We start from the raw sequence: 17,551 nt of genomic DNA on the forward strand, positions 1-17,551 counted from the left end.
CCCCCGGACGACCAAACCGGCGCGGTCAGTCGCCGTCCCGGGCCGCGAGCACGCCGTGGAACGCGTCCGGCACCTGCGTCGGCGGACCCTCCGGCCGCCACTGGGCGACCGGGACGATCCCGTCCGCCGTCGGCACCCAGCGACCCAGCAGCGGCGCGAACGCCGCCGGTGGGCGCATCCGGAACTGTGGCCCCATCATCGCCAGCGCCTGCGGGTGACCCGCCAGCTCCTCGGTGTCGAAGTCCACGGCGAGCAGGCTGCCCGGCGCGGCGGCGGCGTACAGCTCGTCGAGCGTGCGGGTCAGCGTGTCGTCGTCGAGGAACGCGGCGAGCCCGAGAAAGACCACCCCGACCGGCCGTCGACCCCAGCCCGGGACGAAGCGGTGCAGCTGCGCCGGGTCGATAGTGCCGATGTCGGTCGCGTCGCCGAAGCCGTAGCCGGCCCGGTCGCTGCCCGCGAGGATGCTCTGCCCCAGCCGGATGGTGACCGGGTCGACGTCGGTGTAGAGCACCGTCGCGTCGGTGGCGACCTCGTGCACGTTGCCCATCGTGGGCACCCCCGCGCCGAACACCAGGAACCCGTCCACGCCCTGCTCGGCCATCGCCCGCACGGCCCGACCCAGGAACGCCCGCAGCTCCCGGAACACCGGCGCGCACGGCCCGTACGCCTGCTCGAAAGCGTTCGCGGCGGCCACGTCGACCGGGAAGTGATGCTCCCCGCCGAGCCAGAAGTCGATCATGCGTGCCGTGCTCGGCTGGTCCGGTTCACCCATCGATGACTCCCCCTCCCCGACCGCTCGTCGCCAGCGTACCGACCGGGACGCTGTCGGCGGTATCGCGACGCGGAGGCGCCCGGGCCCGCGATACTGGCCGCGAGCGGGAGGTGGGCGGTGAACTCGGCGAACAACGCGGCGGTGGTGGTCGGCGTCGACGGCTCGGAGCCGGCGCTGCGCGCCGTTCGCCTCGCCGCCACCGAGGCGGCGCGCCGGCAGCGACCCCTGCGGGTCGTGCACGGCTTCATCTGGCCGCTGCTGCACGTGCCGGTCTCCCCCGCCCCGGACGCGCCGCCCGGCGGTGGGCTTCGCCACCAGGCCGAGGAGCTCGTCGAGGCCGCGGTGGCCGAGGCCGAGGCGACCGTACCCGGGCTGTCGATCTCCGGCGAGATCATCGACGGCGAGGCCGCGGCGGTGCTGGTGGGCGAATCCCCCACGGCCGCGCTCATCGTGCTCGGCGACCGTGGGTTGGGCGGCTTCTCCGCGCTGGTGGTCGGCTCGGTCGCGGTGCAGGTCGCCGCGTACGCCGACTGCCCGGTGCTGGTGGCCCGCGGTGAGCAACGACCCGACGAACCGGTGCTGGTCGCGGTGGACGGTTCGGCGGCCTCCCGGCAGGCGGCCGACTTCGCCGCCGAGACCGCCGTGTCGCGCGGGGTGCCGCTGGTGGCGATGCACGCCTACCGGCACCCGGGCAGCAGCGGCCCGGGCGACATGCAACCCCTGGTGTACGACGAGGGGAAGCTGCACGGCGAGCAGGACCGGATGGTCGCCGAGTGGCTGAGCGGGCTGACCGAGCAGCACCCGGCGGTGCGACTCACCTGCCGGGCGGTCCACGGCCGGCCGGGCGCCGTGCTCGCCGAGGCGTCCCGCTCCGCCCAACTCGTGGTGGCCGGTGGGCAGGGGCGCGGCGAGGTGTCCGGGTTGCTGCTGGGGTCGGTGAGCCAGTCGCTGCTGCACCACGCGCACTGCCCGGTCGCCGTGGTCCGCGCGCCGCGTTAGGCCGGGGTTGGCCCGTCGCGAGACGGGTAGACGTCCGGACCGACGAAGGAGGCAGCAGATGCCAGGACCACGGCCGGGCAGCAACGCGTACGACAAGCAGCGGGCGCGGTTGCGCAACGCGATCGACGACTCCGGACGCCGGGTACCCGACGGCAAGGCCAACCAGGTCGCGAACAGGATCCTGCAGGAGGATCGCGGCCAGCGGGGCGTGGTGCGTGGTGAGCGCACGTACGGTCCCAAGAGTGAGCGCGAACCGGGCGACCCGAAATGAGGAGGGTCGACCTTGCCGACGGCGCCATCGCTGGCGCCGTCGGCAGCACCGCGCTGAACGTGGTCAGCTATCTGGACGTGGCGCTGCGGGCTCGCCCGGAGAGCGACGTCCCCGGTGAGACCGTCGACCGGTTGGCCGATATAGCGCACGTGAACCTGGGGTCCGGGGCCCGGGCGGCCAACCGCCGCTCGGGCCTCGGCCCGCTGATCGGCTACGGACTGGGCATCGCCGCCGGCGTCGCCTTCGCGCTCTACGCCGGTGGCCGGCGCCAGCCGCTGCCGATGGCCGCCGGCGTGCTCGGGGCCGGCGTGATGACGATGACCGACGGGTCCATCACCGCGCTGGGCATCAGCGACCCGCGTACCTGGCGGCGCTCCGACTGGATCTCCGACATCGTTCCGCACCTGGCGTACGGCCTGACGGCCGCCGCCACCTGGAACAGGTTGCGGCGGCCGTCAGATCGCGGTCGCTAGCTGAAGGTCTGGTCAGCGGGTGTCGCTGTCGTCCTCGGCCACCGGTTCACCGGCCGGGCCGTACGGCGACACCTGCCCCTTGGGCACCGGGCGACCCTCATCGCCCCGCGACGATCCGCGGTTGAGTGGATGACCGGTCGGCTTGGGCCCCTTGCTGTCCTGACTGGTGGCGCCCTTGGCGTTACGCCGGAATTCCTCCTGCTGCGGGTTGACCATGGGTGTCTCCCTCCCGGTACGGCGGGCGGCATCGACCGCCTCCACCGTCGCATACCCGCCCACCCCGGCGGCATTCCGACAGTGGTTGCCGACGCGACGGCTAGCAGGGCCCGGATCGGGTACCCGGTGGGTGTGGGCAACGATCGAACGGTGGTGCGGGTCCTGCTGGACCGGCGTGGCCGCACGTACGCGGAGGAGGCCGGTATCCGGCTCTCCGACCGCCCCGGGCCGCTGTACCAGCTGCTGGTGCTGACCACCCTGCTGAGCACCCGGATCCGGGCGTGCGTGGCGGTGGACGCGGCACGCGAGCTGTTCGCCGCGGGCTACCGCACGCCGCAGGCGATGGAGGCGGCCAGTTGGCAGGAACGCGTCGACGCGCTGGGCCGGGGCCACTACCGCCGCTACGACGAGCGCACCGCCACCATGCTCGGCACCGGCGCCCGACTGTGCCTGGACCGCTGGCACGGTGACCTGCGACGGCTGCACCGCGACGCCCAGGGCGACCCCGCCGGGCTGCGTCGGCGGCTCACCGAGTTCCCGGGCATCGGCCCCACCGGCGCGGACATCTACCTGCGCGAGGCGCAGACGGTCTGGTCCGACCTGCGCCCGTACGCCGACCGGCGGGCTCTCGCCGGGGCGAAGCGGCTGGGCCTGCCCGGCAACCCGCACGGGCTGGCCACCCTCGTCGACGAACCGGACTTCGGCCGTCTCGCGTCGGCGCTGGTCCGGGTTGCGCTCGGCGAGGAGTCAGCCGGCGAGGTCACCCGCGTCGCCGCCCGCTGACGGCGGTCACTTCACCGTCTTGTCTCCCGGCCGGGTCAGGTGCCACACCAGCAGGGCGGCGAGCAGCGCCAGGACCACCACCCCGCCGGAGATGCCACGGCCCTCCTCGGGGCTGCGACCCGCACTACCGAAGTAGATCACCGCGAGGCCGGCCAGCACCGTGACGAACGTACGAAACCCTCGGTCCTTCACATATCGCACAGTAGGCGGGCGCGCCCCGTTTAGCCGTATTGTTGGTTATTGTCCATCGACCGGGTGACAGGTCACCGCTCGCTGACGAAGCCGCGCAACCGCACCCGACGCACCGCCCGATCGCGGACCTCCACCACCTCAAGGGTCAGCCCGGGCAGACGCACCGTCTCCCCCGGCTCACAGGGCAGGTGCCGCAGCCGGGCCAGCACCAACCCCGCCACCGTCGTGTAGTCGCGCGACAACGGGAAACTCAGCCGCACCCCGAGGTCGGGCAGGTCGTGCAGCGGGAAGTCACCGGGCACCAGCACGGACCCGTCCGCCTCCCGGACCACCCCGCGCACGTCGCGGTCGGTCTCGTCGTACAACTCGCCGACCACCTCGGCCAGCAGGTCCTCCATGGTGACCATGCCGTCGATGCCACCGTGCTCGTCGACCACCAGGGCCAGTTGCTGGTGCTCCTGGCGAAGCTGACGCAACGCGTCGGCGACCGGCAGGGTGACCGGCAGCAGCAGCGGCGACCGGACCTGCTCGCCCACCGGGGCGGTGCCGGCCCGCACCAGGTCGCGGATGTGCACCACCCCGAGCACCTCGTCCAGGCCACCGGGACCGGTGACAGGGGCGCGGGAGCGCCCGGCGGCGGCGAGCCGGCGCACCCCCTCGTCCGCGGTGAGGCTGGCCGGCAGTGTCATCACCTCCCGGCGGGCGACCAGGATCTCGCGCAGCGTCCGGCCGGCGATGTCGAACGCGCCGGTCAGGATCTCGCGCTGCTGGGCGGACAGGCCGCGCTGGCTGGCCAGCATCTCCCGCAACTCCTCCTCGGTCGTCTCCTCCCGGTTGGCCCGCGGGTCACCCCCGGCGAGCCGTACGACCGCGTCGGTTGCCCGGCTGAGCAACCACACCGCCGGTCGCGACACCCGTGCGAGCAGGTCCAGCGGGCCGGCGCTCAGCAACGCCCACCGCTCCGCCCGCTGCATGGCCAGCCGCTTCGGGGCCAGCTCGCCGAACACCAGCGTGACGAACGTCAGCAGCACCGTCACCAGCAGCACCGCGGCGGGACGGGCCGCGCCGCCGAGGAAACCCAGCGGGCCGACCAGCGGCTCGGCCAACGACACCGCGGCCGCCGCCGAGGCGAGGAAGCCGGCCAGCGTGATGCCGAGTTGGATGGTGGCCAGGTAGCGGTTCGGGTCGCGGGACAGCTGCACCAACCGGTCGCCGGAGCGGGACCGTCGGCCCAGCCGCCGCAACTGCCCCTCGCGCAACGTCACCAGCGCCATCTCACTGCCGGACAGCGCGGCGTTGACCAGCACCAGCACGGCCACCAGCGCCAACTGCCCGAACTGACCGCCCATCGCGCACCCCCGTCCGCCGCCTCAGGTCACTCAACCGCAGCGGGGCCGTCCCCGGGCCTGGTTCGCGACCGCGCCCCGCTCAGTCGACCTCCAGGTCGTCCAGTGAGATGGCGTGCGTCATCAGCCACCGGGCCAGCGCCGACATTCCGAACAGCCACAGGGGCACCGACTCGGTGGGCCCGTTGGTGGCGTAGATGGCGAAGCGCAGGTCGGGCGCGCGGTACGCCTCGATCCGCCACCGGTGCTGCCGGTCCCGCCAGACCGCCGAAGGGTCCATGGCGTCACCGTAGGTGACCGCCGCCGGCCGGGGGGCCGGTTGGCCAGCACCGCTCAGCCCGGCACCACCGTCGTCCCGATCACGACCCGGGCAGTGGACACCAACAGGCTGATGCCCACTCCCGCGAGGACCAGCCAGCCGAAGCCACGCCACCCGGAGCCACGGTCGAGCACCGGCGTCGACGGTGGCCTCCAGAGCTCACGGTAGGTCCAGGCCAGCACACCCACCCCTAACGGCAGGAGCCCGACCCAGAACCAGAACCACCGGGTGCCGGCAAGGGGCGGCGCGCCGCTGATCAGCCGGGCCAGCCAGAGCACGGTCAGCACACCAGCGAGCAGACCGGCGGTGCCCGCGATCCGGTGCGCGAGGTCGCCGCCGACATGCCAGGGACCGGCCACGGCAGCGAGCCGCGCGTCCAGCCCGGTGTTCGCCGACAGGTCCGGCTCGCCCGGGTACGAAGCCGACGCGGGCGGGTCGACGAAGGCGTACCGGATCTGGCCGTTCGACACGGTCCAGGCCAGCATCCCTCCGTTCTCCGCGTACTGCGGCCGCGGTCGGCTGCCCCAGTACGCGCCGTCGTCGGCCCAGCCGTACGCCCGTTGGAAGCTCACCACCCGGCCGGCCGCGAGATCACGGTCGAGCTGGGACTCGGTCGACTCGCGGGGCTCGACCCACCACGCCAGACCGGCCCACAGCACCCAGAGGACCGGCAGTGCCCAGCGCAGAGCCACCGGGACGATCTCACGCCACCGGCGGCCGGAGGGCCGTGACCGGGAGGGGGTGACGTCGACCATCAGCCCACCGTCGCACCCCGGCGCGATCCTGTCAGCCCCGGATCGGCCGCGACTGACGGCCGTGCTGTGGTCAACGGTCCGGTTGATCCTGGTCCCTCGGCACAGTGGCTCGCCGAACGCAGTCGCGCAGCAGGGCGCGGCGTTGATCATGAACGTCGTCGGGTTCCTGGTTGCTGGCCGCGTAGACGTTGCTGACCGGCGACCAGGCCATGGACATGGCGATGACCAGAGCCATGAGGTCGAACGGGTCGCCCGCACGTACCCGCCCGGCGGCCTGCGCCTCGGCGATGGCCGTCAGCTTGCGATCGTCGTAGTGCTGGTGGGTCTCGACCAGGTGCCCGGCGGGCCGGCGCTCCAGTCGCGTCCAGGTCGCGAGGCGGATGAGGTCGGGGCGGCGCAGGTATTCGTCGTAGAGGCGAACGGCCCAGTCGGCAAGATCGTCAGCGTCGATCGGCACCACGTTCGTGATGCGTTCCAGCGAGCTGAGGAAGATCGCGTCGAAGAGCCGTTCTTTGTCGCCGAAGTAGCCGTAGAGCTGCGCCTTGTTGGTGCGCGCCGCCGTCACGATGCGTTCGATGCGCGCTCCGGCGATGCCGTGCTGGGCGAACTCCTCGGTGGCGGCGTCCAGGATGCGCTGGTAGGTCGCGGTGCCGCGCGAGGTCAGGGGCTGCTCCGGCATGCCGCCACTCTAGCAACAGAACAGTTGGTTTGCTTCTCTGCGCGACCAGGGCTACGGTCGACAGACCGAACAGTCTGTTTAAGGATGTGTGTATGCGAACGACCATCGGATGGCGGGCGAGCGGCCCGACGGCGCTGCGGCGTACGTCGCTGGAACGCCGTGACCTGCGCTCAGACGATCTGGCGGTGCGAGTCGACTACTGCGGCGTGTGCCACACCGACCTGCACTCCCTGCGCGACCATGACCAGCAGGCTAAAGCGCCTCTGGTGCCCGGTCACGAATTCACCGGTGTGGTGACCGCGACCGGGGCCGAGGTGACTGCCTTCTCGGTCGACGACCGCGTCGCGGTGGGCAATATCGTCGACTCCTGCGGCACCTGTGCCATGTGTCGAGCAGGACAGGAGAACTTCTGCCACTCCTTCCCGACTCTCACCTACGGCGGCACCGACCGGCGGGACGGGTCGACCACCTTGGGCGCCTTCTCCCGCGAGTACGTCGTGCGGGACCGCTTCGCCTATCCGCTCCCCTCCGGCCTCGACCCGGCCGCAGCCGCCCCGCTGATGTGCGCCGGCGTCACCGTCTGGGAACCGCTGCGTTCCCTCGGTGTGGGCTCCGGCAGTCGCGTCGCCGTGGCCGGGCTCGGCGGCCTGGGTCACCTCGCGGTCAAGCTGGCCGTGGCACTCGGCGCCACCACGACCGTCATCAGCCGCACCCAGGAGAAGCGCGACGATGCCCTCCGGCTCGGCGCACACGATCTCCTGGACTCCACCGACACCCGCCAGATGGCAGCGACACGCGACACCTTCGACGTCGTCATCGACACCATCTCCGCTTCGCACGACCTCGCCCCGTACCTGAAGGTGGTGGCGATGGACGGCACCCTCAGTCTGCTCGGACACCTGGGCCCGGTCACCGTCGAGGCGATGGACCTGCTTGTCGGCCGCAAGAAGCTCAGCTCCGCCGGCAGCGGAGGCCGCCGTTCAACAGCCGAGATGCTCCAGTTCTGCGCCGACAACGGCATCGCCGCCGACGTCGAGGTGCTCCCGTCGGCGCAGGTGGAGACGGCACTCGACCGCCTCCGGCGAAACGACGTCCGCTACCGCTTCGTGCTCGACATGTCCGACCTGGACTGACAGCGGTTGACCCGGCGGGCGCCACGCCCTCAGGTAACGACGATGCGGGCGTCGTCGGGCAGTCGTCGGGTCGTGCCCCGACGGTCCAGCAACTCCAGCAGGGGCACCGCCACCCGGCGGGTGGTGTCCAACGCCTGCCGGGCCGCGGAGAGCGTGAACGGCTGCGGCAGCCCGGCCAGCACCCGGACCGCGTCGTCGAGCGCGTCGGGCAGCAACACCACGTTGTCGGCCAGCCGCAGCAGCGCGCCGGCCCGCACCGCGGCGCCGATCTCGCGCGGGCCCAGGCCGAGGTCGACGAGGCGGTCCGCCTCGGGGGCGCGAAACGGCCGGTCGCCATATTCCGCGCGGACCCGCTGCACGGCCCGGGCCACCGGCTCGGGCAGCGCGTCGGCGCCCGCCGCCCCGACCCGCCCGGCGTGGATCCGCAGCGGCGGCCGGACCAACGCCTCGACCAGCACCCGGTCGGGCAGGGCGAGGCGCTGGCGCAGCGCGTCCACCGGCATCCCGGGTTCCAACGGGTGCTCCCTGGCGTAGCGGCCGACCTCCTCGGTCACCTGCTCGCCGAGCCGCCGCCAGTGCGCCGGGTCGGCCAACCAGTCACCGGCCACCGGAGGGGCGTCCACCGGCACACCCATCCGGATCAGCGCACCGGCGCGGACCAGCCGGCGACGGCGCAGCTCCCCGGCCAGGTCGGGACGACCGTCCAACTCGGCGAGGACCTGTGCGCGGGTGACGGCGGCACCCCGGCGGGCCAACGGTGGCGGCGCCACGTCCAGCACCCGCACCCCGCCGGTCACGTGGTGCCGCCCCGGGTCACGCAGCAGCGCCCGATCGCCCACCAGCAGCGGCAACGGACGAGCCAACCGCAGGCGTACGGTGTCCGGGCCGAGCGGGCGGACCCGTACCGGCACGGCCGCCGACCCGACGTGCAGGGTGAGGGTGGCCGGCAGGTCGGCCGCCGGATCGCCGGTCAGCCGCACGTCGACCAGGTCGGTGTGGTGAAACCGGCCCGGGGTGAGCAGCGCGTCGCCACGACCGAGCCGGTCACGGGGCGTACCCCGCAGGTTGACCGCCACCCGGGCCACCGCCGTCACCTCCGGCCGGGCCTCGCCCAGTGAGTGCAGGCCACGTACCCGCACCGGCTCGTCGGCCCCGGCCAGCTCCAACTCGTCGCCCACCCGCAACCGTCCGACGCCGAGGGTGCCGGTGACCACGGTGCCGCTGCCCCGCACGGTGAAACTGCGGTCCACCCAGAGCCGGACCGGGTCGTCCACCACCGGCGCGGGCAGCCCGGCGGCGAGCCGGTCCAGGGCGGCCCGAAGCTCCGGCAGGCCGGCGCCGGTCAGGCCACTGACCGCCACCGCCGGCACCGTGCCGAGACTGGTCGCCGCGATCTCGGCCCGGGCGCGGGCCATGGCCGGGCCCGGGTCGGCCAGGTCCGCGCGGGTCACCGCCACCAGGCCGTACGCCACACCGAGCGCGTCGAGCGCGGCCAGGTGCTCGGCGGACTGCGGCATCCAGCCCTCGTCGGCGGCCACCACGATCAGCGCCGCCGGCACCGGGCCGACACCGGCGAGCATGTTCGGCACGAACCGCTCGTGCCCGGGCACGTCGACGAAGGCGACGGTGCCGCCGGACGGCAGCGTCGTCCAGGCGAACCCGAGGTCGATGGTCATCCCCCGGCGGCGTTCCTCGGCCCACCGGTCGGGTTCCATCCCGGTCAGCGCCCGGACCAGTGTCGACTTGCCGTGGTCGACGTGCCCGGCGGTGGCGACGACGAACACGGTCAGTCGTCCCCGGGCACGCGGAGCACGGCCGCGCGGACCGTCTCGTCGGCCTCTTCGGGCACGCAGCGCAGGTCGAGCAGGAGCCGGCCCCGCACCACCCGCCCGAGGACGGGCTGGTCGCCGGTGCGCAGCGGCTCCGCGTACCGCTCGGGCAGACTCAGCGCCCACGAGTCCAGCTCGACGCCGGGCGCCCCACCGCCGCCGACCACCGCGGCGGCCGGCACCACCTCCGCCTTGCGGCCGTCCGCTCCGAGCCGGTCGCGCAGCCGCTCCACCCGGCTGCGCAGCACACCCGGGTCGGCGTGCAGCGCCGTGCGGGTGGGCGTGTCCGGCTGGTGCAGGGTGGCGACCAGCGCGGCCAGGGTGAGCTTGTCCACCCGCAACGCCCGGGCCAGCGGATGGCGGCGCAGCCGGTCGACCAGTACGACGTCGCCGAGCAGCAGCCCTGCCTGCGGGCCGCCGAGCAGCTTGTCGCCGCTGGCCGTGACGAGCGTGGCACCGGCGCGCAGGGTGCTGGCCGCGTCCGGCTCGTCGGGCAGCAGCGGATCCGCGGTGAGCAGACCGGAGCCGATGTCGGCGACCACCGGCACGCCGAGGGTGGCCAGTTGTCTGACCGGGGTTGCTGAGGTGAAGCCGGTGACCTGGAAGTTCGACGGGTGCACCTTGAGCACGAACCCGGTCTGCGGGCCGAGGGCGGCGGCGTAGTCGGCGAGGGTGGTGCGGTTGGTGGTGCCCACCTCCCGCAGTCGCGCGCCGGTGCTCTCCAACAGGTCGGGCAGGCGGAAGCCGTCGCCGATCTCGACCAGCTCGCCCCGACTGACCACGATCTCCCGACCGGCGGCCAGCGCGGTGGCCGCCAGCACCAGCGCGGCGGCGCCGTTGTTGACCACGTGCACGGCGCCCGCGTCGGGCACGGCGGCGGCCAGCGCGTCGAGGGCGTCGCGACCGCGGCGGGCCCGCCGGCCGGTGCTCAGGTCCAACTCCACGTCGGTGTGCCCGGCGGCGGCCACCACCGCGGCGACCGCAGCCGACGACAGCGGCGCCCGGCCCAGGTTGGTGTGCAGCACGACGCCCGTGGCGTTGAGCACCACGCGGGGGCCCGGCGCGGGCAGCGCGGCGACCGCGGCGTCGCGTACGTCATCGGGGTGCAGCTCGCCACGGCGGGCCCGCTCCTGGGCCCGGATGACGACCGCCTTCACCCGGTCCCGGCCGAGCGTCGCGCTGGCCGCGGCCAGCCGAGGGTCGGCGAGCAGCGTGTCGGTGCGGGGCACCCGGCGTCGCGGGTCCACCGGCCCGTCACCCATCGCGTCATCTCCTGCACTGTTGGCGGAGACGGACGGGAATCGAACCCGCCTGGCCCGGGTCCCGGACCACACCGGTTTTGAAGACCGGGAGGGGCACCAGCCGCCTGAACGCCTCCACCGGACATTCGATCACATCGCGGGCGGGGCCGCCCGATCAGATGGAAGATCCATGCCCGTCCGCCGGGCGTCGGCCCGCTCGCGCTGCGGCACCACCGTGTACCGAGGGTCGCGCGCGGAGGCCACCCCGCCGTAGAAGATGCCGAACCGGGTCACCACCGACGCGGCCAGCAGCGCGGCGCCGGACAGCGCGCCGACCAGCCGGCTACGCCGACCAAGCAGCGCGCCAGCGACACCACCGGCCGTCAACATCCGGCCGGCACGCAGCAGCCGACCGGGGCTGCCCAGCCGGTAGGGCTCACTGAGCAGACCGAGGCGCGTCTCCACCCGATGCGCGCCGTACAACTCCAGGGCCGCGCCGGCCACCGCCATCCGCCGGGCCGGCCCCGCCTGGGCGGGCGGCGCGGCGAGCAGACCCACGCCGGCGCCGCTGGCCAGCGCGCTGCCCGCGAAGATCACCGGCAACTCGGGGTACGCCTCATGCCAGGACGGCACCGCCGTGTCGGCGAGCAACACCCCGGTGTACGTGGCCAGCGCGGGCGCGGTGCCGGCGGCGAGCAGCCCGGCGACGTGCCCGACCGACGGCAACGCTCGACCGGCCAGCCCGAGCAGGCCGTGGCGCGGCAGCACACCGGCGGCCTCGGCGATCGCGGCGACACCAGCGGCCGGCCCGTACGCGGTGAGGATCCAGGTGCCCACCGACATCGGCGAGGTCAGCTTCGCCACGCGCAGCATGTGGTGGAACCGCGCCGGCCGGCCGAGGTCCTTGACCAGGAAGACGGCGCTGGCGCTCACGGCGGCCAGCGCGGTGACCCGACCGGCGCGTCGCAACGCCGGCCGGCCGGTGAGCTGCCCACCGGCGGCGAGCAGTGACGAGCCGGCCGCCAGCCCGCCGGTGAACAGGTACGCCGCGATGTCCCACTTCCAGACCGGCGCCTTCAGGATGGGCCGACCGTAGTACGACGTGAACTCCGCCTCCGGGACCCGCAGTTCCTCGCCGCCTCCGCGACGCCCACCTCCGCGACGCCCGCCCCGCCGGCCGGGTTCGGCGGTGCGCCGCTGCTGTCCGACCGCCGAGCTGGTGCCGGCGCCGTTCGCGGCCGGCAGCCCGGTGCTCTCGCCGTTCGCGGCCGGCAACTCGGTGCTGGCCGTCGGTCGGTCGCGACCATCGGCGGCCAACCGGTCCCGGAAGCGACGGAAGATCTCGCCCACCTCGGGGCGCTGCGGACTCACGAGGAACCTCCGACGAACGCGGCGACGGTGGCCGCCGCCATGGCGAGAGCCGCGAGGCCGGCGCGCTTCCACATCTTCGGCAGGTCGCGGGTGGTCACGATCGGGTCCGGTGGCAGCCCGTACACCTCCGGCTCGTCGAGTAGCAGGAAGAACGCACCGTCCCCACCCACGCCGTCGTTCGGGTCGTGCCCGTACAGGCGGGCCTCGGGGACGCCCCGCTCGTGCAGCGTCTCGACCCGCGCGGCGGCCCGCTCCCGCAACTCGTCGAGCGGCCCGTACTGGATCGACTCCGTCGGACACGCCTGCGCACACGCCGGCGTCATCCCCGCACCCAACCGGTCGTAGCACAGCGTGCACTTCCACGCCCGACCGTCGTCCTTACGCTGATCGATCACACCGTATGGACACGCGGAGATGCAGTAACCGCACCCGTTGCAGATGTCCTCCTGCACCACCACGGTGCCGAACTCCGTCCGAAACAACGAACCCGTCGGACAGACATCCAGACACGCCGCGTGCGTGCAGTGCTTACAGACGTCCGACATCATCAACCACCGGAAGTCCGTACGCCCCTCCACACCGGACCCGCGCCCCGGCGGCTGCGCCCCCGGCATCCCCAGGAACTGTGGACCCGCGCCACCGCGGCCCGCGGCGGTCGGATCGGCCTCGATCGTGCCGAGCACGTCCACCGGCCCGCCCCCGGACATCCGGGCGGCGGCGGACGGCGTGCCGGTCGGCACACCCGGGTCCGTGCCGGTGCGCTCACTGGTGCCGGCCGCCACGGCCGCCGACGCCGCGCTGACCGAACCGTCGGTCGGCGTACCCGCGAACGGCGGTGTGCGGTGCCCGGCCGGCCGGGGCTGCTCGATGAACGCGACGTGTCGCCACGAGTTCGCGGTCAACGCGCCGGTGTTGTCGTACGACATGCCGAGCAGGTCGAGCCCGCTCTCCGGGACGCCGTTCCATTCCTTGCAGGCCACCTCGCAGGCCTTGCAGCCGATGCAGACGCTGGTGTCGGTGAAGAACCCCATCCGCGGCGGCGCGTCCTCGTAACCGGCGTCCGGCGCCGGATCCAACGGCCCGTAGAGGCTGTTCGGGTCAGGAAGCACCGCGATCCCTCCCCTCACTGTCGGTGGTGACCGCCGGGGCGTTGTGGCCCGGGTTGATCCCGGCGCGCCGCTGGTAGTCGGCGACCAGGTCCAGCAGCGCCGGCCCGGTCGGCCGACGGCCGGCCCGCACGTCGCAGGTGCCGACCTTGCTCTCCTGGATCAGCACGTTCGGGTCCAGGCTGATGCCGAACAGGTCGTTGGCCGAGTCGCCGGTCACCAGACCCTCGAAACCGAAGTGGTACGGCAACCACACCTGGTGGATCACCCGGTCCTCGACCCGCAACGGGGTGAGCCGATCCGTCACCAGCACCTTCGCCTCGATCACGGCACGACCGCTGACCAGGTGCGCCCAGCCCAGGTGGTCGAGGCCGCGTTCGACGGCCAGCTCCGGGGACACCTCCACGAACATCTCCGGCTGCAACTCGGCCAGCGGCGACACCGTCCGACTCATCCCACCGGCCGTGTGGTGCTCGGTAAGCCGGCTGACGGTGAACACGTACGGGAACACCTGGCTGTGCTCCTCCGGCGGGCTCGGGTTCACCGAGTTCACCGGATGCGCGTACATCTTGCGGGTCGGGTTGGCCTGCTGCCCGTAGAGCGGGTTACGCACCGGCGACTCCACCGGCTCGTAGTGCGTCGGCAACGGGCCGTCCAGGACACCGCTGGGCGCGTACAGCCAGCCCTTCCCGTCGCCCTGCATGATGAACGGGTCGTCGCCGGCGATGCCCTCCGTCCCGGACGCGCCGGGTGGCGGCCGGTACGACGGCGGTTTGGTCTTCTCGAAGTCCGGCACGTCGTAGCCGGTCCACTCGCCCTTCTCGGCATCCCACCAGACGTAGCGTTTGCGCTCACTCCACGGGTTGCCGTCCGGGTCGGCGGACGCACGGTTGTAGAGGATGCGCCGGTTCGCCGGCCACGCCCAACCCCACTCGGCGGCCACCCAGTCCTGCTCGTGTCGGGACTTGCGCCGCGCCGCCTGGTTCACGCCGTCGGCGTACACCCCGGTGTAGATCCAGCAACCGATCGCGGTGGAGCCGTCCGCGCGGGCCTCGGCGAAGCTGGACAGCGGGCGGCCGGTCGTCACGTCGTACCCGTTGATCTCGCGCAGCACCGCCTCGGCGCTCGGCTCCGCGTTCGGGCCGTGCGTGGGGTAGTCCCAGGTGAGGTCGAGCAGCGCACGGTCGCGCGGCAGCTTCGAGTCGGCCAGCTTCTCGCGCAGCTTGCGCCCGAGGTGGTAGAAGAACCACAACTCGGAGCGGGCGTCGCCTGGCGGCTCGACGGCCTTCTCCCGCCACTGCAACAGGCGCTGCGTCTGCGTGAACGTGCCCTCCTTCTCCACATGCGAGGCGGCGGGCAGGAAGAACACCTCCGTGCGGCACTCCTCGGGCACGATCTCCCCGGTGGCAACCTCGGGACCGTTCTGCCAGAACGTCGCACTTTCGATCATGAACAGGTCCCGGACGACCAGCCAGTCGAGGTTGGCCATGCCCAGGCGCTGCGCCCGGCCGTGCGCCGAACCGACCGCCGGGTTCTGCCCGAGCAGGAAATAGCCCTTGATCTTCCCGTCGATCATGTTCAGCACCTGCTGGTAGGTGCCGTGGTCACCGGTCAGCCGCGGCAGGTAGCCGTAGCAGTAGTCGTTCTCCGGTGTCGCCGCGTCACCCCAGTACGCCTTGAGCAGGCTGGCGGCGAACGACCCGGCGTTACCCCAGAAGCCCTTCTGGCCGGGGTGCCGGATGCTGTCCACCCACTCGTCGAAGGTCGGGTGATCGGCGTGGTGCGGCATCGGCAGGTAACCCGGAAGCAGGTTGAACAGCGTCGGAATGTCCGTGGAGCCCTGGATGCTGGCATGACCCCGCAGCGCCATCACCCCACCACCCGGGCGGCCCATGTTGCCGAGCAACAGCTGGATGATCGCGCCGGTGCGGATGTACTGCACACCCACGCTGTGCTGCGTCCAGCCCACCGAGTAGATCAGCATCCCGGTGCGCTCCCGGCCGGAGTTCTCCGTCCACGCCCGGGCCAACTCCAGGAACTTGTCCTGGGGGATGCCACAGACCCGCTCGACCATCTCCGGGGTATAGCGAGCGAAGTGTCGCTTGAGGATCTGGTAGACGCAGCGCGGATGCTGCAACGTCTCGTCCCGCGGGGTGTCCCCGTCGATCTGCGCGCCGTGCGACTCGTGCTCCAGCCCGGACGCGGTGTCGCGCTCCTTGGCCGTGTGCCCACTGCCGGACGAGTCCTCGTTGCCCTCGTACTGCCAGCTGTCCTGCACGTAGGTGCCGGTCTCCGGGTCGAACCCGGAGAAGAACCCGTCGCCGTCCTCGGTGTCGCTGAACTGCTCGCTCACGATCGTCGCCGCGTTCGTGTACGACAGCACGTACTCCCGGAAGTCCAACTCGTTGTCCAGGATGTAGCGCACCACGCCACCGAGCAGCGCGATGTCCGTGCCCGCCCGGATCGGCAGGTACGAGTCAGCCAGCGCGCTGGTGCGGGTGAAACGCGGGTCGACGTGGAAGACCTTCGCACCCCGACGCTTGGCCTCCATCACCCACTGGAAACCCACCGGGTGTGCCTCGGCCATGTTCGAACCCTGGATGACGATGACGTCAGCGTTGGCGATGTCCTGCTGGAAATCCGTCGCACCGCCACGACCGAAGCTGGCCCCCAGACCGGGGACAGTGGCGGAGTGTCAAATACGGGCCTGGTTCTCGATCTGCAACGCACCCGCCGCGGTGAACAACTTCTTGATGAGGTAGTTCTCCTCGTTGTCCAGCGTCGCCCCACCCAGACTGGAGAAACCCAGCGTCCGGTTGAGCGGCCGGCCCTGCGTGTCGACGTCCTCCCAGGTCTGCTCACGAGCCGCGAGCACCCGGTCGGCGATCATGTTCAGCGCCGTGTCGAGGTCGAGGTCCTCCCAATCGGTGCCGTACGGCCGGCGGTAGCGGACCTTGGTCTGCCGCAGCGGGCTGGTCACCAGGCTCTTGCTGGCCGAACCCTTCGGGCAGAGCCGACCCCGCGAGATCGGGCTGTCCGGGTCGCCCTCGATCTGACTGACCTGCCCGTCCTTGACGAACACCCGCTGACCGCAACCCACCGCGCAGTACGGGCACACCGAACGGGCCACGCTGTCGGCGGTTTCGGTGCGAGCCGTGAGCGCGCGGGATCCGTCGGACTTCGCCGCGGCACCCCGCCCCAACGGGTCGGTGCCGGTGAGCTGGCGGTAGACCGGCCAACCCTCGATGAAGGTACGCAGACCCATGCCCCGACACCCCCTCCCACGCGAGCGACCCCATGAACATAGGCCAGCCGAGACATCTTCGCGAGCGGGGGGAAGTCAGACAGCGCCGCCCCCGGCCGTTGTGGGCTCGGGGGCGGCGCTGGTGTCGGTGTGCAGGTCGCCTCTCGGCGAGTGGCGCGACGCGGCTCCAGCCGAACGGTATTCCGCGAAGGCAATATTAGGTGAGGCCCGGGGACACTGAGTCACACCGACACTGACCACAACCGGCTCGGCCCCCACGTTGTTCCCCCACCTGACCGCACCCGCCCCTCCGATGCACCGCCCGGCTGTCCGCCGGCCGGCGACTGCTCACCGCAACGGCTCACCGCACCGCCCGCCACGTGGGCTTACCGCACCGCCCGCCACGTGGGTTTGCCGCGCCGCCGGCCGTACCGCCGCCGAGTCGCCCCGCCGTCGAGTTGCACCGCCGATCGCCGCACGGCCACGACCATCCACCCACCACCGAGCCGCGCGTCGGCCGCACAGAAACGGAAATGCCGCTGGCCGGCACCCCGGGTGGGGTGCCGGCCAGCGGTCGGGTCGTTCAGTGTTGGTGTCAGCTGTTCCAGTGCTGGCCGACCAGGTCGGTGGCCTGCTGTTCCCACTGGGCGTAGGCGTCGGGGTAGGCGGAGACCTGGACGGTCTGCGCGGCGTCGGTCAGCGCCATGTCCTGCCACCCGTCAACCTGCTTGAGGCCCTTGAGGAACGCGGTCGTCGAGTAGGCCGGGTCGGTGATCTGCTCCGGCGTACCCCAACCACTGGTCGGGCGCTGCTGGAACAGGC

Annotated in this window: 17 protein-coding genes, 1 tRNA gene and 1 pseudogene; 5 read left to right on the forward strand and 14 right to left on the reverse strand. The window is 72.7% G+C overall.

Annotation, left to right across the window (positions count from 1 at the left end):
• Positions 1 to 25: 25 nt before the first annotated feature.
• Positions 26 to 772 carry an SAM-dependent methyltransferase gene (locus tag KBX46_RS23415; RefSeq protein WP_099853684.1) on the reverse strand — a complete coding sequence of 249 codons (747 nt, stop codon included), beginning with the start codon at positions 770 to 772 and terminating at the stop codon, positions 26 to 28.
• Between the two features lie 117 nt (positions 773 to 889).
• On the opposite strand from KBX46_RS23415, the gene KBX46_RS23420 reads away from it, so the two are divergent.
• The 3 genes from KBX46_RS23420 to KBX46_RS23430 are packed head-to-tail and all read left to right on the forward strand — an operon-like array spanning position 890 to position 2,515.
• A complete protein-coding gene (locus KBX46_RS23420) occupies positions 890 to 1,771 on the forward strand; it encodes a universal stress protein (RefSeq protein WP_210794063.1) in 882 nt (293 codons plus the stop codon).
• A 58-nt stretch (positions 1,772 to 1,829) separates the two neighbouring features.
• Entirely contained in the window at positions 1,830 to 2,042 is a 213-nt protein-coding gene (locus KBX46_RS23425; RefSeq protein WP_088948250.1) for a phosphatidylethanolamine-binding protein, read from the forward strand.
• Complete coding sequence (locus tag KBX46_RS23430) at positions 2,039 to 2,515, forward strand: hypothetical protein (RefSeq protein ID WP_088948251.1); 477 nt, start codon at positions 2,039 to 2,041, stop codon at positions 2,513 to 2,515. The genes KBX46_RS23425 and KBX46_RS23430 overlap by 4 nt, the downstream gene beginning before the upstream one ends.
• A 12-nt stretch (positions 2,516 to 2,527) precedes the next feature.
• Here KBX46_RS23430 and KBX46_RS23435 read toward each other — a convergent pair whose 3' ends face one another.
• Entirely contained in the window at positions 2,528 to 2,731 is a 204-nt protein-coding gene (locus KBX46_RS23435) for a hypothetical protein (RefSeq protein ID WP_091397934.1), read from the reverse strand.
• Between the two features lie 132 nt (positions 2,732 to 2,863).
• On the opposite strand from KBX46_RS23435, the gene KBX46_RS23440 reads away from it, so the two are divergent.
• The gene (locus KBX46_RS23440) at positions 2,864 to 3,514 is read left to right on the forward strand and encodes a hypothetical protein (RefSeq protein WP_210794064.1); all 651 of its coding nucleotides are present in this window, start codon (positions 2,864 to 2,866) and stop codon (positions 3,512 to 3,514) included.
• A 6-nt stretch (positions 3,515 to 3,520) separates the two neighbouring features.
• Here the strand turns inward: KBX46_RS23440 and KBX46_RS23445 are convergent, their stop codons facing one another.
• The 5 genes from KBX46_RS23445 to KBX46_RS23465 all read right to left on the reverse strand — a co-directional run bounded on the left by KBX46_RS23445 (position 3,521) and on the right by KBX46_RS23465 (position 6,805).
• Positions 3,521 to 3,706 carry a hypothetical protein gene (locus KBX46_RS23445; protein ID WP_030492012.1) on the reverse strand — a complete coding sequence of 62 codons (186 nt, stop codon included), beginning with the start codon at positions 3,704 to 3,706 and terminating at the stop codon, positions 3,521 to 3,523.
• 71 nt (positions 3,707 to 3,777) lie between these two features.
• Positions 3,778 to 5,055, reverse strand: a complete 1,278-nt coding sequence (locus KBX46_RS23450; RefSeq protein ID WP_088948253.1) for a hemolysin family protein — start codon at positions 5,053 to 5,055, stop codon at positions 3,778 to 3,780.
• A 79-nt stretch (positions 5,056 to 5,134) separates the two neighbouring features.
• Positions 5,135 to 5,332 (reverse strand): hypothetical protein, encoded by a 198-nt coding sequence (locus KBX46_RS23455; protein WP_030327722.1) that lies wholly within the window; start codon positions 5,330 to 5,332, stop codon positions 5,135 to 5,137.
• Between the two features lie 53 nt (positions 5,333 to 5,385).
• Positions 5,386 to 6,126: a hypothetical protein gene (locus KBX46_RS23460; protein ID WP_210794065.1), complete on the reverse strand. Its 741-nt coding sequence runs from the start codon at positions 6,124 to 6,126 to the stop codon at positions 5,386 to 5,388.
• Between the two features lie 70 nt (positions 6,127 to 6,196).
• Positions 6,197 to 6,805 (reverse strand): TetR family transcriptional regulator, encoded by a 609-nt coding sequence (locus KBX46_RS23465; RefSeq protein ID WP_088948255.1) that lies wholly within the window; start codon positions 6,803 to 6,805, stop codon positions 6,197 to 6,199.
• Positions 6,806 to 6,897: 92 nt separating this feature from the next.
• On the opposite strand from KBX46_RS23465, the gene KBX46_RS23470 reads away from it, so the two are divergent.
• On the forward strand, positions 6,898 to 7,938 hold the full coding sequence (locus KBX46_RS23470) for an NAD(P)-dependent alcohol dehydrogenase (protein ID WP_210794066.1): 1,041 nt from the start codon (positions 6,898 to 6,900) through the stop codon (positions 7,936 to 7,938).
• 29 nt (positions 7,939 to 7,967) lie between these two features.
• Here KBX46_RS23470 and selB read toward each other — a convergent pair whose 3' ends face one another.
• From selB to KBX46_RS23505, 7 genes and pseudogenes are all read right to left on the reverse strand, one after another.
• A complete protein-coding gene (gene selB / locus KBX46_RS23475) occupies positions 7,968 to 9,722 on the reverse strand; it encodes a selenocysteine-specific translation elongation factor (RefSeq protein WP_210794067.1) in 1,755 nt (584 codons plus the stop codon).
• 2 nt (positions 9,723 to 9,724) lie between these two features.
• Positions 9,725 to 11,029, reverse strand: coding sequence for an L-seryl-tRNA(Sec) selenium transferase (selA, locus tag KBX46_RS23480; RefSeq protein ID WP_210794068.1), 1,305 nt, complete (start codon positions 11,027 to 11,029; stop codon positions 9,725 to 9,727).
• A gap of 20 nt (positions 11,030 to 11,049) precedes the next feature.
• Positions 11,050 to 11,145 (reverse strand) — tRNA-Sec (locus KBX46_RS23485).
• 13 nt (positions 11,146 to 11,158) lie between these two features.
• Entirely contained in the window at positions 11,159 to 12,379 is a 1,221-nt protein-coding gene (gene nrfD / locus KBX46_RS23490) for an NrfD/PsrC family molybdoenzyme membrane anchor subunit (RefSeq protein ID WP_210794069.1), read from the reverse strand.
• Complete coding sequence (locus tag KBX46_RS23495; RefSeq protein ID WP_210794070.1) at positions 12,376 to 13,488, reverse strand: 4Fe-4S dicluster domain-containing protein; 1,113 nt, start codon at positions 13,486 to 13,488, stop codon at positions 12,376 to 12,378. Before KBX46_RS23495 ends, nrfD begins: the two co-directional genes overlap by 4 nt.
• The gene (gene fdh, locus KBX46_RS23500; protein ID WP_210794071.1) at positions 13,478 to 16,750 is read right to left on the reverse strand and encodes a formate dehydrogenase; all 3,273 of its coding nucleotides are present in this window, start codon (positions 16,748 to 16,750) and stop codon (positions 13,478 to 13,480) included. The genes KBX46_RS23495 and fdh overlap by 11 nt, the downstream gene beginning before the upstream one ends.
• A gap of 574 nt (positions 16,751 to 17,324) precedes the next feature.
• A pseudogene (locus KBX46_RS23505) lies at positions 17,325 to 17,551 on the reverse strand (hypothetical protein); the annotation flags it as partial.

Source organism: Micromonospora sp. C81 (genome assembly GCF_018070425.1).
Taxonomy (GTDB): domain Bacteria; phylum Actinomycetota; class Actinomycetes; order Mycobacteriales; family Micromonosporaceae; genus Micromonospora; species Micromonospora zamorensis.

Excerpts from the sequence above, each read along its gene's own strand:
- KBX46_RS23415 (WP_099853684.1), bottom strand. The coding sequence starts at position 772 with ATGGGTGAACCGGACCAGCCGAGCACGGCACGCATGATCGACTTCTGG.
- KBX46_RS23425 (WP_088948250.1), top strand. The coding sequence starts at position 1,830 with ATGCCAGGACCACGGCCGGGCAGCAACGCGTACGACAAGCAGCGGGCG.
- KBX46_RS23430 (WP_088948251.1), top strand. The coding sequence starts at position 2,039 with ATGAGGAGGGTCGACCTTGCCGACGGCGCCATCGCTGGCGCCGTCGGC.
- KBX46_RS23435 (WP_091397934.1), bottom strand. The coding sequence starts at position 2,731 with ATGGTCAACCCGCAGCAGGAGGAATTCCGGCGTAACGCCAAGGGCGCC.
- KBX46_RS23450 (WP_088948253.1), bottom strand. The coding sequence starts at position 5,055 with ATGGGCGGTCAGTTCGGGCAGTTGGCGCTGGTGGCCGTGCTGGTGCTG.
- KBX46_RS23455 (WP_030327722.1), bottom strand. The coding sequence starts at position 5,332 with ATGGACCCTTCGGCGGTCTGGCGGGACCGGCAGCACCGGTGGCGGATC.
- KBX46_RS23460 (WP_210794065.1), bottom strand. The coding sequence starts at position 6,126 with ATGGTCGACGTCACCCCCTCCCGGTCACGGCCCTCCGGCCGCCGGTGG.
- KBX46_RS23465 (WP_088948255.1), bottom strand. The coding sequence starts at position 6,805 with ATGCCGGAGCAGCCCCTGACCTCGCGCGGCACCGCGACCTACCAGCGC.
- KBX46_RS23470 (WP_210794066.1), top strand. The coding sequence starts at position 6,898 with ATGCGAACGACCATCGGATGGCGGGCGAGCGGCCCGACGGCGCTGCGG.
- selA (WP_210794068.1), bottom strand. The coding sequence starts at position 11,029 with ATGGGTGACGGGCCGGTGGACCCGCGACGCCGGGTGCCCCGCACCGAC.